12 protein-coding genes are annotated in these 14,237 nt (G+C 59.6%); 8 read left to right on the plus strand and 4 right to left on the minus strand.

The window, feature by feature from the left end; all coding sequences use genetic code 11:
- Positions 1–3 precede the first annotated feature (3 nt).
- Positions 4–927 (minus strand): TIM barrel protein, encoded by a 924-nt coding sequence (locus QRN38_RS06610; RefSeq protein WP_044389994.1) that lies wholly within the window; start codon positions 925–927, stop codon positions 4–6.
- A 138-nt stretch (positions 928–1,065) separates the two neighbouring features.
- Between QRN38_RS06610 and QRN38_RS06615 the strand changes: the two genes are divergently transcribed.
- Complete coding sequence (locus QRN38_RS06615; RefSeq protein ID WP_081025531.1) at positions 1,066–2,118, plus strand: LacI family DNA-binding transcriptional regulator; 1,053 nt, start codon at positions 1,066–1,068, stop codon at positions 2,116–2,118.
- Positions 2,119–2,194: 76 nt separating this feature from the next.
- Here the strand turns inward: QRN38_RS06615 and QRN38_RS06620 are convergent, their stop codons facing one another.
- The gene (locus QRN38_RS06620) at positions 2,195–2,548 is read right to left on the minus strand and encodes an MmcQ/YjbR family DNA-binding protein (protein WP_007246459.1); all 354 of its coding nucleotides are present in this window, start codon (positions 2,546–2,548) and stop codon (positions 2,195–2,197) included.
- 387 nt (positions 2,549–2,935) lie between these two features.
- Here QRN38_RS06620 and QRN38_RS06625 point away from each other — a divergent pair, with 387 nt between their 5' ends.
- From QRN38_RS06625 to QRN38_RS06655, 7 genes are all read left to right on the plus strand, one after another.
- Positions 2,936–3,604, plus strand: a complete 669-nt coding sequence (locus QRN38_RS06625; protein ID WP_005764411.1) for a DUF3313 domain-containing protein — start codon at positions 2,936–2,938, stop codon at positions 3,602–3,604.
- A 533-nt stretch (positions 3,605–4,137) separates the two neighbouring features.
- Entirely contained in the window at positions 4,138–6,588 is a 2,451-nt protein-coding gene (locus tag QRN38_RS06630) for a TonB-dependent receptor plug domain-containing protein (protein WP_057419155.1), read from the plus strand.
- Between the two features lie 43 nt (positions 6,589–6,631).
- A complete protein-coding gene (locus QRN38_RS06635) occupies positions 6,632–7,606 on the plus strand; it encodes an amino acid ABC transporter permease (protein WP_057419156.1) in 975 nt (324 codons plus the stop codon).
- Positions 7,599–8,384, plus strand: coding sequence for an amino acid ABC transporter ATP-binding protein (locus QRN38_RS06640; RefSeq protein WP_054090722.1), 786 nt, complete (start codon positions 7,599–7,601; stop codon positions 8,382–8,384). The genes QRN38_RS06635 and QRN38_RS06640 overlap by 8 nt, the downstream gene beginning before the upstream one ends.
- Before the next feature lie 28 nt (positions 8,385–8,412).
- Complete coding sequence (locus QRN38_RS06645) at positions 8,413–9,342, plus strand: ABC transporter substrate-binding protein (protein WP_057419157.1); 930 nt, start codon at positions 8,413–8,415, stop codon at positions 9,340–9,342.
- 22 nt (positions 9,343–9,364) lie between these two features.
- Positions 9,365–10,948: a flavin monoamine oxidase family protein gene (locus QRN38_RS06650; protein WP_057419158.1), complete on the plus strand. Its 1,584-nt coding sequence runs from the start codon at positions 9,365–9,367 to the stop codon at positions 10,946–10,948.
- Between the two features lie 41 nt (positions 10,949–10,989).
- Positions 10,990–11,424, plus strand: coding sequence for a RidA family protein (locus tag QRN38_RS06655; protein WP_007246465.1), 435 nt, complete (start codon positions 10,990–10,992; stop codon positions 11,422–11,424).
- Positions 11,425–11,446: 22 nt separating this feature from the next.
- Here the strand turns inward: QRN38_RS06655 and QRN38_RS06660 are convergent, their stop codons facing one another.
- Together QRN38_RS06660 and xylG are read right to left on the minus strand one after the other, a co-directional pair.
- The gene (locus tag QRN38_RS06660; RefSeq protein ID WP_057419159.1) at positions 11,447–12,583 is read right to left on the minus strand and encodes a sugar ABC transporter permease; all 1,137 of its coding nucleotides are present in this window, start codon (positions 12,581–12,583) and stop codon (positions 11,447–11,449) included.
- Positions 12,584–14,194 (minus strand): D-xylose ABC transporter ATP-binding protein, encoded by a 1,611-nt coding sequence (gene xylG / locus QRN38_RS06665; RefSeq protein WP_162491809.1) that lies wholly within the window; start codon positions 14,192–14,194, stop codon positions 12,584–12,586.
- Positions 14,195–14,237 lie beyond the last annotated feature (43 nt).

Raw genomic sequence — 14,237 nt, forward strand, 5'->3', positions numbered from 1 at the left:
GGGTCAGAATCCGACAGTTGCCAGGTAGGTGCGACTGGATCGGACATCTTCCAGGCTCCCGTTGGCGTTTCGAGGGTCGCGTTCCTGCTCGACCGTGATGTATCCCTCGTAGCCCAGCGTCTGAATAAGCCGGTAAAGGCTCGGGTAATCGATCACGCCGCGCCCGATGGGGCACATGACGCCCCTGGCGCAGGCGTCGAAGAATTTGATGCGCTGCTTCATGACGTCGTCAAAAACGCTTTGGTCAATGTCTTTGAAATGGATGTAGTCCAGACGGTCGGCGTAAGTGCGCAGTGACGCCGCAGGATCCATGCCCGCGTAGTAGAGATGCCCGGTATCCAGGCAGAGCCCGGCAACGTTGTCTGGAATGTCCTCGACCAGCCGCGCCAGCTCGTCGGCGAATTCGATATAACCGCCGGCGTGCGGGTGAATAACAGGGCGAATGCCGTACTCGTGCCAGGCGATCTGACAGATAGCCCGAATGTGCTCCATCATTGTTTGCCAAGCCCCATCGTCAAGGCGTTGAGCCAACTCTGAGTGGCCCGCAGCATAGTCGCGTTCCTCATGTCCCCAATCAATGATGACCAGGTAAGGGCCGGCAAAGCGCTGCCGGGGCTCCTTATCGATGGGCGGGAGTTGCTTGAGCAATGCGCAAATATCGTGGGTCTGGCGGAGCAGAGATGGCAAGTTGGTTAGGGTTACCAAATCATCGAAAACAGTGCCGGCCACCACATGCAGGCGGTTTTCGCCAAGGGCCGCTGAAACCACTGCCGGGTCAAGCGGCAGGTAACCATACGGGCCTAACTCAATTCCGCGATAGCCCGCTTCGCTGGCTTCGCCGAGTACGTCGCGCCACGCTGGCAGATAGGGGTTTTTTACATCGTCGACGCCCCAGCAGCAGGGTGCTGTGGAGATATGAATGGTCATGAATGCACTCCGGTTTTGTTGTTGTTAATGAGTGTTTGGCGTTGAGTCGATCCTATTTCAGTCGTGTGGGTCAGGGCTACGGGAGGCTGGATAACGCTGTCAAAACCCTTCATGATCATGGAAAAGGAATGTCAAAAAATGTCAGAACTGCCTCGTCGAAAGTTGCGCCCCACCATGGCTGATGTCGCACGCGAGGCGGGCGTGAGCCTGTCGACTGTCGACCGTGTGCTGAATCTGCGTGCGGACGTGCGTACCGACACAGCACAGCGTATTGCCGCCGCGGCGGCACTCTTGGGCTTCCATGCCAAAGGGGTGATTGAGCAGCGGATACTCAACGATAAACCGACTGTGCGGCTGGGTTTTCTGCTGCAGAAAAGCGGCGTGGCATTCTATAAAGGTCTCGCACAAGCGCTGTCGAACGCGGCAGCGACTTTCACGCGAGCGCGTGTCCAGGTGGTCATCGGTTACCTGGATGACCTTGACCCGGCGACGGTGGCCCAGCGTCTGTTGGCGCTGGGTGATCAGGTCGATGGTGTCGGTATGGTTGCGGTCGATCATCCGCGTGTGCGTGATGCCGTCGCCAGCCTGCAAGTTGCCGGCGTTCCTGTGGTCGCCTTGATTTCTGAGCTGGCAGGCCTTGGCTCTGCCTCTTACGTCGGTGTCGACAATCGGCTGATGGGACGCACGGCGGGGTGGTTTGTCACGCGCCTGGCAGGGTCCCCAGGCTCGGCCGCGGTGATGGTCAGCAGCCAGCGCTTCCAGTGTCAGGAGCTGTGTGAGATGAGCTTTCGCAGTTACCTGTCGAGCCACTCAACGGATTGGGAGTTACTGGCATCACGCCTGACGCTTGAAGACGACGATTTCGCCTATGGTAATGCGCTGGACTTACTGAGCGGTGAGCCAGAGCTTTCGGCGTTGTACGTGGCGGGAGGCGGAGTCGCCGGGGTATTACGTGCACTGCGCGAGCTCCAACAGCAGCAGATCAGGCTACCTGTGGTGGTGTGTCATGATTTGACGCCTCTGACCCGCGAAGCACTGAAAGCTGACCTGGTACAGGTCGTGCTTTCTCACCCGATTGTGCAGGTGGCGGAGCAGACGGTGAGGGCGCTGGTCGCAGCGTCTTCGGATTTGACCCGGGTCGCCAGAGTGACAGTGCCCATACAGATCGACGTCAGTGAAAGCATCGCTTGATAATGCGCTGGCGTGGCCACCGGTTACGCCTGTCACAGCTGCACGCGATGCCTGGAGCCGCTCGACGCTATCACCGTCAGCGGGTGAGCTGAAAACTGTCTTCAATCAGTGAATGGATTTCTTTTGCGCCGAGAGGCCCGTTCAGCAGCACGGTGATCCAGTGTTCCTTGTTCATGTGATAAGCCGGATAAATGCCAGGCTTTTTCCTCAACGAACCCACCAGCTCTGGCTGAACTTTCAAGTCAATGACATCAACCCGCTTATCCCCATTGATACCTATTTTTTCGGCAGGAATGTCCATGAGGAGGGCATACCATTTGTCATTGTCCGAATGCCTGAAGACCGCGTAATCAGGAAACTTTTCCCACGGATGATCCGGCTTCGTGTCGTATTTTTTCTGTACGTAGTCGATAAATTGCTGGCGGTTCATGGGCTGCTCCCTGGCCTTGGATCAACAGGAGGTTGAGTGTTCGTCGCTTTGCGTGGGCTCGAACGAAATGCTTTCAACCTCAACAATCATGGAACTGGTCGTTCTGACCTGCGCAGGGCCGGATAATTCATGGCTTGGGCTATTCCGTCCATCTCCGACCATCACAGTCCGCGGCCTTCGCCACCGTCGTGGGCATACCTAAATTCAATCTCAAAACTATACCCATGTGTACATTTTAGGTTGACGTGCAATGGCCAACCGACTAAAACTATACACGTCGGTACAGTTTTGGCGGGCGAGGCTTTCTGGCTGGCCAATCATGAATCCAGACCTGTTCGGCAACTCTCTTCCGAATTTTTCTAACCTGATTGAGCTGGAGCATTGCGCATGCACTACGTTAACCACATGAAGCTGGTCGGGCTTTTGCTGTTGGGGTTTCTCGCCACAGGTTGTGCCAGCCATGAGCCGTCGCCTTATTCAGGAATCGAGTCCTCGCTTGAAATGCGCCCCAACAAACAGGACAACTCGGGTCGTATTCCCTTCAAGTACTCGACGTCGGTCAACTGGAATCAATACGATAAAATCATGCTCGAGCCGGTGGTGATCTACTCGGGAGCGGATGCGCAGTTTTCAGATCTGGAACGCAAGGACAAGACCGCGCTGGCCAACGACATGACGGTCAAGTTCTCGGAAGCCTTGGGCAAGCATTTTCGATTCGCCGACACACCTGCACGCGGGACATTGAGGATTCGCCTCACGCTGACAGGTGCCGAGACGACGGTGGCGGGTTTATCGACGTTCTCCCGGTTCGATATCGGCATGGGGTCCTATAACCTCGTTCAGGCCTCCAGAGATCGTGAAGGCACATTTACCGGGTCGGTCAGCTACGCGGTCGAGATCTACGATGCGTCCACTTCGCAGCTTCTGGAGTCCTATGTGACCCGGCAATATCCTAAGGTCTATGACATAAGCTCGACCTTCGGGCGCTTGTCGGCAGCGCAAGCCGGTATTTCCCGCGGGGCGGAGGAGTTGGTCGAGGTGTTGCTCTCAAAGTAGAGCTGCCTTGGGAAGCCCGGCCTGATAACCGGGCCTCTTTGGCAGTCAAACACCTGAGAAAAGAAAATGCTATTTATGAATAATAAAATAAATATAAATCAAAAATAATAATATTAGCTTATGACCAAATAGAATTATATTTTCACTATTGATTCCGTTATGTTTGGTTCCAACAGCCTACCCCTTACCTCGGATGGTACCAATCGTTATCAGGATTCTGTGCTGCATGCCGCCGTCGAGTGCGCCATGACCGAGGGACAAACCATTCCCCTCAAGCAGAATCGTTGGAAGGGAGTTCAACGTATGTTGCCTGTTCAATCCTGCCACTGGCTTTATTCCTCTCGCCCTGTTGTTGACGGGCGCTGCGCGACACTTCTGCCGCCAACCGGCTTGTCACCTCACCCCTAGCTCATCGCGCAGGTTTTACCTGCATAGCCTGAAACGTGCGTACTGCGCTGTCTGGACGACAGCGGGAGTGCCCGACTTTGCGATTTGCATGCATGGCTTCAATGATCGCCATGTCTGGAGTGGATATGAAGCAAGCCTTACACCGTGCCCGAGCATCGTCTGCTGCGCCGGGTTTCTGCCCGCTGGCGTTGGCGATAGGGGGCGTGTTGCTGTCAGGGACGATTCAGGCTCAGGAAAAAACCTTCGAGGACGAGCGTCGTACCTTGTCCACCGTGGTGGTCACCGGTAATCGCGGCGCCGAGCAGCGCACCGTGACGAGCAGCCCGGTGCCGATTGATGTGGTCAGTGCCAAACAGTTAAAAAGCACCGGCAAGCCTGGCCTGATGGAAGCCTTGAGCGCAGTGATTCCATCGCTGACGCTGCCGGAAAAAACCGGTTGGGACGCCAGCGGCATTGCCCGGGCGCCCAACTTGCGTGGCCTGAGCGCCGCCGAGGTGCTGGTGCTGGTCAATGGCAAACGCCGCCATACCAGCGCGACGCTGAACATCAACGGCATCAACACCGGTGCTGCGCCCGCAGACCTCGATCTGATTCCCATCAGCGCCATTGATCATGTCGAAGTGTTACGCGATGGCGCGGCGGCTCAATACGGCTCCGATGCCATTGCAGGGGTGATTAACGTCATCCTCAAGGCCGACACCAGCGGCACGTCGGTGACCAATGCCGGGCTCGGTTATGACGGCAAGAAGCAGACCGTGCAGCAAAGCCTTAACAAAGGCTTCGAGATTGGCGACGGCGGTATCGTGCAACTGGCGCTGGATGCGCGCAGCCAGAATGACGACAACAAGGCCAGCGCCAATGGCTACAGCTACGAGCAAGCCTACGACCTGGCAGGCAAGTCCACGTACGGCGGTTACGGCACGCCGAAAACCAATCTGCTCACACTGGGCTACAACGCCGAGTTACCGATTGACGACAGTTTCAGCCTGTATTCCTTCACCACCTATTCGCGGCGCAAAGGCGAGCAAGGTCAGAACTTTCGCCTGCCGACCATCACCAACACCATTACCACCGGGCCTAACGGTTACCCAGCGGGATACACGCCGACCTGGTACATCGATGAAGACGATTTTCAGGCCGCATTCGGTGGCAAAGGCACGCTCGGCGAGTGGGACTGGGATTTGTCCACTACCTACGGGCGTAATGAAGCGGAGCAGGGCACCACGCATAACCAGAACCCGTCTCTGGGGGAGGCCACGCCGAACAGCTTCACCTCCGGCACATGGATTTCCACCGAGCTGACCACCAATCTGGACTTCAAGCGCGGCTTTGACGTCGGCCTGCAAAAGCCCCTCGACGTGTCCTACGGCTTTGAACATCGGCGCGACACCTATGAGGTGCAGGCGGGCGATTACGAGTCCTATGCCAACGGCGGCTACTGCGTTGCACCCGGCAACTGTGCATCATCTGGAGCGCAGGTCACCAATGGCATTTCACCGGACGAAGAAAGCAGCGCCTCACGCAACAGTGTCGCCAGTTATGTCGACGTGGGCTTCAACCCTGTGCCCGACTGGTATGTCGGCAGCGCATTACGCTACGAGCATTACAATCAGGGGGTGGGCGCGACCCGCAGCGGCAAGCTGACCACACGTTATGACTTCACCCCGCAGTTCGCCGTACGTGCCACTGTCAGCAATGGTTTTCGGGCGCCGTCTCTGGCCAACAGCCTGTTCAGTGCGCGCTCGACTACCTACGGTGTAGTGGACGGCGTGTATCAGTCGATCAACTACGGCGTATTACCAACCGGTTCAGGGGCCGCCAGAGCGCTGGGTGCCGATGACCTCAAGCCGGAACGCTCCACCAACTTCAGCCTTGGCTTCACCCTGACGCCCAACGATCAGTTGAGCCTGACCGCCGATGCCTACGTGATCAATCTGCGCGACCGCATCACCCTGACCGGCACTTTGCTGGGCAACGAAGTTACTCAGGTGCTGCTCAACAACGGCGTCGATTCGACGTCGGGCGGCCAGTATTTCATCAACGGTGCCGACACCCGCACCAAAGGCCTCGACCTGGTCAGCAACTACCGCCAGGACCTGGGCCAGTACGGTTCGTTGACGTGGACGGCAGCGTTCAACTGGAACCAGACCAAAATCCTTGGCTACAAGGAATCCACTTCAATCCTGGGGACGTCCTATGAATTGATGGACCGCGAGGCTCGCAATCTGATTACCGGCGTGCAGCCGCACACCAAGCTGATTCTAGGCGGCGACTGGAGCATCGGGCGCTTCAATCTGAACCTGGCGCTGACCCGCTACGGCGCTTACAAAGAGGTCAATTCATCGGCCAATCGCGACCTGGACCGGGTGTACAGCGCCAAGTGGATCACCGACCTGGACCTTGATTACAACCTCAGCAAAAACCTCAACGTCGCCATCGGCGCAAAGAACCTGTTCGACATCTACCCGAAAAAACAGGGGGTCCCCAGCAGCACGATGGTCAGCAGCTATGGCACCTATTCGCCCTACGGTTTTACCGGCGGTTACTACTACACCCGGCTGACTTACGCTTTTTAAGGCCAGCACCTGAAAACACTGTATTGAGTGCGAGGAATCAAACATGCCCATTGTCGCCAAACCCTATGCCTTCATCGATCAGCCCAGCCGTTATCCGCTGCGCCAGAGCCGGGTATCACCGGCACCGATCAAGGCGTTGCAGGTCGTGCCGGCCCGCCACCCCGGTCGCTGGGCCGGGTCGATATTCGCAGTGCTGGTGCTGGTGGCCATCGTGCACTCGCTGGCCACCAATCCGCGCTGGGAATGGGGCGTCTTCGGTCAGTGGTTCTTCTCGCCATCGGTACTGCGCGGCCTGTCCCAGACACTGCTGCTGACGCTGCTGAGCACAGTGTTCAGCATTGTTCTCGGCACGGCGCTGGCCCTGGCTCGCCTGTCGCGCTCACCGCTGCTGGCGGCTCTGGCCTGGGGCTACATCTGGTTTTTCCGCTCGATGCCAGTGTTGCTGGTGCTGATAATTCTTTACAACTTCGCCTATCTGTACGACCACATTGTGCTGGCAGTGCCGTTCACCGATCTGGTCTTTGCCCAGTGGTCGACGGTGGATGTGCTCAGTCAATTCACCGTGGCGGTGCTGGGTTTGAGCCTGATGCAGGCGGCGTATACCGCAGAAATCATTCGCGGCGGCCTGATCGGTGTCGACGCCGGTCAGCATGAGGCCGCCGCAGCGCTGGGGCTGCCTGCTTCGCGTCGGGTTTTTCGCATCATCCTGCCCCAGGCGTTGCGCTCGATTCTGCCGTCCGGGTTCAACGAAATCATTGGCCTGGTCAAGGGCACTTCCATTGTTTACGTGCTGGCCTTGCCAGAGCTGTTCTACACCGTGCAGGTCATCTACAACCGCACCCAGGCGGTGATCCCGCTGCTGATTGTCGCCACGGTCTGGTACCTGATCATTACCACGGTGCTGACCAGCGCCCAGTATTACGTCGAGCGGCACTTTGCCCGTGGCACGGCGCGGGTTCTGCCGCCCACGCCCTTGCAGCGGCTGCGCGGCTGGTTCAAGGAGAAGCATCATGAGTGAGCTCGCACACCCGGCACGCGCCGGACGCATCCAGATTCAGGGCGTCGGCAAGCGCTTCGGCAGCCAGCAGGTGCTCAAGGACATCGACCTGACCATCGAGCCGGGCAAGGTGACGGTGATTCTGGGGCCGTCCGGCTCGGGCAAGTCCACGCTGTTGCGCACCATCAACCATCTGGAAAAGATCGACAGCGGGTACATCACCATCGACGGCGACTACGTCGGCTATCGGCGCAAGGGTGATTTGCTCTACGAACTCAAAGAGCGCGAGATCCTCAAGCGGCGCATTGACGTCGGCTTTGTGTTTCAGAATTTCAACCTGTTCCCGCACCTCACCGCCTGGGAAAACATTGCCGAAGCGCCGCTGGCACACAAGCGCTGGAGCAAAGCCCAAGCGCAGGGCAAGGCCGGTGAACTGCTGGCTCGGGTTGGCCTGGCAGACAAGGTAGACGCTTATCCGCGCCAGCTGTCCGGTGGCCAGCAGCAACGGGTCGCCATTGCCCGCGCGCTGGCGCTGGACCCCAAGGTTCTGCTGTTTGATGAACCCACCTCAGCCCTCGACCCCGAGCTGGTCGGCGAAGTGCTCGACGTCATCAAGGGGCTCACGCAACTGGGCGTCACGCTGGTGGTGGTCACCCACGAGATCGGCTTCGCCCGCGAAGTGGCGGACCACGTGGTGTTTCTCTGTGATGGCCAGTTGATTGAGCAGGGGCCGCCGGAACAGGTTTTTCGCCAGCCCCGACACCCTCGCACCGCTGCCTTTCTCGGCAAGGTGCTGTGAATTTCCCGTTTTCAAGGAGCGACTGCTGATGTCAGTGAACACTGCCCGTATCACCCTGCTGACGATTGCCGTCAGTCTGGCGCAAGGTGCCTTTGCGTCCACCGCGCAACCGGTCGACCTGAGCCCTGATCGACAGCGCATTCATGTGCCGCGCAACGAAGCGGCCATCGCGCAGATCCCGGCGGGCTTCAAATTCGCCCAACCGGGCAAATTCACCGTGGCTGTTTCCGGTGTGGCCGGGCCGCCTTTGGCGCTGCTGGCCAATGACGACAAGACCACCATCGGCAGCGAGGCGGACACCGCGCAACTGGTGGCGGATAGCCTGGGTTTGCAATTGAACGTGGTGCAGACCAGTTGGGAGGACTGGCCGCTGGGCGTCAGCTCGGGCAAATACGACGCGGTGATCAGCAATGTCACGGTGACAGAAGCGCGCAAAAAACGCTTTGATTTCGCCACCTACCGGCAGGATGTGCTGGGTTTTTACGTCAAGGCTGGCAGCAAAATCAGCGAGATCAAACAGGCGTCGGACATCGCCGGGCTGAAAATCATCGTCGGCTCTGGCACCAATCAGGAAAAGGTCCTGTTGGCGTGGAACGAAGCCAACGAAAAGGCCGGCATCAAACCCGCACTGCTGCAGTACTTCGATGATCAGGCAGCGGCCCAGCTCGCCATTCGCTCGGGCCGCAGCGACGCGCTGTTCGGGCCTAACTCGGTGTATGCCTATTCAGCGGCCATTACGGGAGGCATCAAACGTGTGGGCACGGTCAATGGCGGCTGGCCACTGCAAGCCGATATCGCCGTGACCACACGCAAGGACAACGGTCTGGTCAAACCCATTCATACCGCACTGGAGGGTGCGATTGCCGGTGGCCAGTACGAACAGGTGTTGCAGCGTTGGGGGTTGGATGTGGAGCGCGTCGACACGTCGCTGATCAACCCACCCGGCCTGCCGGACTGAAGCCTTCAAGGGAGTAATGACCATGGGACTGACACGACGCGAAGCGCTGTCCAGCATTGCAGCGGTGGGGGGCGAGAAAGCTCTCAAGGATGCGCTTGCGGTACTGGGCCTTGGGCCTTCGTCGCATCGACGACCGCAGCCGCTGAAACTCAAGAATGGGCTGGGGCAGGGCACCCGTGTGCTGGTGCTCGGCGCCGGGATTGCCGGGCTGGTCACGGCGCTGGAACTGACCCGGGCCGGTTTTACCGTGCAGGTGCTGGAAGCCCGTGATCGGGTGGGCGGCCGTAACTGGACCCTGCGCAACGGTGATCGGGTGGACTACAAGGACGGCCGCACACAGACCGTGGCCTTTGATCCGGGCCTGTATTTCAACGCAGGGCCCGCGCGTATTCCCAGCCAGCATCGCACGTTGCTCGACTATTGCAGCGAACTGGGCGTGCCGCTGGAAGTGCTGGTCAACAGCAGTCACGGCGCTCAGGTACGCCCGGACCTGCAACAGCCGGCTTTCACCGTCGGCCAGGCCATCAACGATGCGCGTGGTCATCTTTCAGGGTTACTGGCCACGGCGGTGCAACGCGATGCCCTGGACGATGTGTTGAGCGGTGAAGAGCGTCAGCGCCTGTTGGCGTTTTTGCAAGTGTATGGCGACCTGTCGCAGGAATTGGCCTATGAGGGCAGCCTGCGTTCCGGTCATCAGGAGTCGCTCTCGCACCCAGGAGCATTGCCGACCAGCGCGCAGCCGATCGCGCTCGACCGGCTGTTGCACCCCGAGCTGTGGGGGGCCTTGCTGCACACTGAATTCCCGGAGTTTTCGGCCACCATGTTTCAGCCGGTAGGCGGCATGGACCGCATCACCGACGCCTTCTACCAGCGTCTCACCGAGCAGGTGCAACTGGGCGCGCAGGTGCGCCGGATTCGTCAGTTTGAAGACGGCGTAGCCGTGACCTATCACGACAGCCACAGCGGTCGCGAACAGGTGGTGCGCGCCGATTATCTGGTCTCGACGTTGCCGTTGCCGCTGTTGGCGAGGCTCGACACCGATTTCAGCGACCCGATCAAAGCCGCCTTGCTCAGCACCCGCAACGATCAGGCGACCAAAGTGGCGTGGCAATCTCCGCGCTTCTGGGAAACTGATTACCGCACCTATGGCGGGTTGTCCTGGATCGACCATCCGGCGCGCCTGCTGTGGTACCCGAGCAACGACCTCAATACCCGCGATGGCCTGCTCGTCGCCGGTTACGTGACCGGGGAGGGTGCCGATGTGTTCGGCGCCAAACCGTTCGAAGCGCAGTACGCAACGTCCAGAGAAGCCGTGGAACTGCTGCATCCCGGTTACTCGCATCATTTGCGCAACCCGCTGGCAGTGTCTTGGGAGCAGATCCCCTACAGCGAAGGCCCGTGGCTGCAACGCGAGCATTTTCCGGCTGACGCCAGCGCCCTGCTGGAAGCGCCCCATGGCCGGGTCTATTTCGCCGGCGACGGGCTGGTGCAAAGCGGCGTGGGTATCTGGCAGGAATCGGCCGCCAACTCGGCGCGCTATGTGGTCGGGCAACTGGCCGAGCGCGTCATCCAGCAAAGACAGACTGCGGCCCTCGCTGCGTCTTGAAGCCGTATTGAAGCAAGAGCATCCATTCAAGGAGAAACACCATGAGCGACAGCATTCAACGCACCAGCGTCGGCGATTTTCCGATCTCGCAAACCGTGACCGTGCCTGCCTCGGCCAGCCTGATATTCATCAGCGGCACCCTGCCAGACCTCGCTGACCCACACGCCCCGGCGGGTACGCCTGCCGCCTACGGGAATACTGAGGTGCAGACTGTTTCGGTGTTCAACAAACTGCGCAGGATTCTGCAGCAACAGGACCTGGATCTGGGCGATATCGTGCAGCTTCGGGTGTTTCTGGTCGGGGCCGAAGAGACCGGTGGCAAACTGGATTTTGCCGGGTTGCAGGCCGGTTACACGCAGTTTTTCGGCACGCCCGAGCAACCCCTGAAACCTGCGCGCACGGCGCTGCAGGTGGTGGCGTTGCCATTGCCGGGGGCGCTGATCGAGGTAGAAGCCGTGGCGGCCAGATCCGCGTGATTCAGCGTTGTCGGCGGCTTGATCACCGGCGCCCGGCCCGTGTACTGACGTCCACCCACACCGCCAGCACGAGGATGCCGCCCTTGACGATCATCTGCCAGTAACTGTCGACGTCGAGCATCGACATGCCGTTGTCCAGGCTGGTAATCACCAGTGCGCCAAGCAGGGCGCCATACACGGTGCCGGAGCCGCCACGCATGGACGTGCCGCCGATGAAGCAGGCGGCAATGGCGTCCAGTTCGCCCATGTTGCCGGCCGAGGGCGAGCCTGCGGCCAGGCGCGCGGTGTTGACCAGCCCGGCGAAGGCGCACATCACGCCCATGATGCCGAAGATCCACAGCTTCACCGCCTGTACGTTGATGCCGGATAACCGCGTGGCTTCCATGTTGCTACCCACGGCATAGACGCGCCGTCCGAATACTGTCTGGCTGGTGACGTAACTGAACACACCGAGCAAAACCAGCAGCAGCAACACCGGAACCGGAATCCCGTCGTAGCTGTTGAGGATGTAGACAAACCCGCCCAGCACCGCGCCGATCAATACCACGCGTAACACATCGCGAACCATCGAATGGGCCGCCAGCCCGTGGAGGGCTCTGTTGCGCCGTTGTTTCCAGGTCAGGAACAGTGTCAGCGCCAGCAGCAGTACGCCAAGCCCTGTACCGACAGAATGCGGCAAATACCCTTGGCCGACGTAGACCAGCGAAGGCGACACCGGAGCGATGGTCGTGCCGCCGGTAATCCCCAGCAGAATGCCGCGAAAGGCCAGCATGCCGCCCAGCCCGACAATGAAGGACGGAATGCGCAGGTAGGCAGTCATGTAACCATTGGCCAGGCCGATCATCAGCCCGCACAGCGCAACCAGGCTCAGGTTTGCCAGCAGCGGCACGTGGTAAACGACATCGAGAATTGCCGCCAGGCCGCCGAGCAGGCCGAGCATCGAGCCCACCGACAGGTCGATCTCGCCACTGATGATGACCAGCACCATGCCACACGCCAGAATGCCGGTGATGGACATCTGTCGCAGCAGGTTGGAGAGGTTGCGCGGGGTCAGAAATCCGCCCTCCGTCTGCCAGCTGAAAAACAGCCAGATAACGGCAATGGCAATCACCAGCGCGAGCATTTTGTAGCGGGTGAAGAACTGTTTGACCTGATTCATCTACGCGGTCTTCCGGTCGTTGTCGTTATGATTATTGTTGGCAGGGTCATTACTGTCAGGGTCGCCGGGGTGGCTGAGTGCGGCCGCAAGCACCTGCTCCTGCGTGAGTTCATGGTTGATGAAATCGCCGCACAACCGGCCCTCACCAATGACCAGCACGCGGTCGGAAACCCCCAGCACTTCGGCCAGCTCCGAGGACACCATGATGATCGCCACGCCCTCGGCTGCCAGCGCGCCCATCAGCTTGTAGATCTCGTACTTGGCACCCACATCGACCCCGCGCGTTGGCTCATCGAGAATCAGCACACGGGGCCTGGTCAAGAGCATCTTGGCCAGCACGGCTTTCTGCTGGTTGCCGCCGGAAAGACTGGTGATCGGCAGAAACGGGCTGGCGGTCTTGAGGTGCATGCGCGAAATTTCCCGGTCGATGCTGCCCAATTCGGCTTCTGCGTCGATGCGGGTCATTTTCGAGTAGTTGTCGAGGACGGCGAGGGTGATGTTCTGGCCGACGCCCATGTCGGGAATGATGCCCTGGCGCTTGCGGTCTTCCGGAACCATGCACAGGCCGGCGCGGATTGATTTGAGCGGTGTGCGGGTATCGACCGGCTGGCCGTCCAGCCAGACCTCACCGCTGTAGCGACCTGGATAAGCACCAAACAGCGCCGAGACCAGCTCTGTGCGACCAGCGCCCACCAGCCCGGCGATGCCGAGGATTTCCCCGCGCTTGAGGACAAACGAAATGTCGTCCACCCGTTTGCGTTTGGGGTTGTCGACGTCGTAACAGGTGATGTTGCGCGCCTCGAAAATCACCTCGCCGATGTCATGCGCGTCGGTAGGGTAGAGGTTGCTCATTTCACGCCCGACCATCTGGGTGATGATCTTCGGGATGTCCATTTCAGCCATAGCGGTAGTGGCAATGTGCTTGCCATCGCGGATCACCGAAATGGTGTCGCACACGGCCGCCACTTCATCGAGTTTGTGCGAGATGTACACGCAGGCCACGCCTTTGGCCTTGAGGTCGCGAATGATGCCCAGCAGGACCTCGATCTCCGAGCGGGTCAGGGCCGAAGAGGGCTCGTCGAGGATCAATAGTCGTGCCTGTTTGTTCAGCGCCTTGGCGATTTCCACCAATTGCTGATGGCCACCGCCGTACTGTGAAACCGGCAGCGCCACGTTCATGTCAGGCACTTTGAGCTCACGCATCAGGGCTTCGGCACGGTGGATCATCGCCGGGTAGTTCATGCGCCCGCCGCGCAGGGTCAGTTCGTGGCCCATGAAGATGTTTTCGGCCACTGACAGGTCAGGGACCAGGGTCAATTCCTGATGAATGATGACGATCCCGGCGGCTTCGGTTTCGCTGATGGACTGCGCCTTGAGGGGTTGGCCGTCCCAGAGAATCTCGCCTTCCCAGGTGCCATGCGGGTAGACCGCGGAGAGGACTTTCATCAAGGTGGATTTGCCCGCGCCGTTTTCGCCGCACAGGCCGACGCATTCACCGGGGCGTACCTTGATATCGATGCCGTTGAGCGCTTTGACACCGTCAAAGGTTTTGACGATGCCGTTCATTTGCAGCAGGTAGTCGGACATGGCTGAGGGCTCATACACAGGCATCAGGGCTGGCTTGAGAGGGACGCTGCGCAACCGGGTTGCGCAG

Origin of the sequence: Pseudomonas sp. CFBP2511 (assembly GCF_030209255.1) — a bacterium.
Lineage (GTDB): Bacteria > Pseudomonadota > Gammaproteobacteria > Pseudomonadales > Pseudomonadaceae > Aquipseudomonas > Aquipseudomonas avellanae.

What these genes read in the sequence shown, in the direction of transcription:
- QRN38_RS06610 (WP_044389994.1), bottom strand. Translation starts at nt 927, where the DNA reads ATGACCATTCATATCTCCACAGCACCCTGCTGCTGGGGCGTCGACGAT.
- QRN38_RS06615 (WP_081025531.1), top strand. Translation starts at nt 1,066, where the DNA reads ATGTCAGAACTGCCTCGTCGAAAGTTGCGCCCCACCATGGCTGATGTC.
- QRN38_RS06620 (WP_007246459.1), bottom strand. Translation starts at nt 2,548, where the DNA reads ATGAACCGCCAGCAATTTATCGACTACGTACAGAAAAAATACGACACG.
- QRN38_RS06625 (WP_005764411.1), top strand. Translation starts at nt 2,936, where the DNA reads ATGCACTACGTTAACCACATGAAGCTGGTCGGGCTTTTGCTGTTGGGG.
- QRN38_RS06630 (WP_057419155.1), top strand. Translation starts at nt 4,138, where the DNA reads ATGAAGCAAGCCTTACACCGTGCCCGAGCATCGTCTGCTGCGCCGGGT.
- QRN38_RS06635 (WP_057419156.1), top strand. Translation starts at nt 6,632, where the DNA reads ATGCCCATTGTCGCCAAACCCTATGCCTTCATCGATCAGCCCAGCCGT.
- QRN38_RS06640 (WP_054090722.1), top strand. Translation starts at nt 7,599, where the DNA reads ATGAGTGAGCTCGCACACCCGGCACGCGCCGGACGCATCCAGATTCAG.
- QRN38_RS06645 (WP_057419157.1), top strand. Translation starts at nt 8,413, where the DNA reads ATGTCAGTGAACACTGCCCGTATCACCCTGCTGACGATTGCCGTCAGT.
- QRN38_RS06650 (WP_057419158.1), top strand. Translation starts at nt 9,365, where the DNA reads ATGGGACTGACACGACGCGAAGCGCTGTCCAGCATTGCAGCGGTGGGG.
- QRN38_RS06655 (WP_007246465.1), top strand. Translation starts at nt 10,990, where the DNA reads ATGAGCGACAGCATTCAACGCACCAGCGTCGGCGATTTTCCGATCTCG.
- QRN38_RS06660 (WP_057419159.1), bottom strand. Translation starts at nt 12,583, where the DNA reads ATGAATCAGGTCAAACAGTTCTTCACCCGCTACAAAATGCTCGCGCTG.
- xylG (WP_162491809.1), bottom strand. Translation starts at nt 14,194, where the DNA reads ATGCCTGTGTATGAGCCCTCAGCCATGTCCGACTACCTGCTGCAAATG.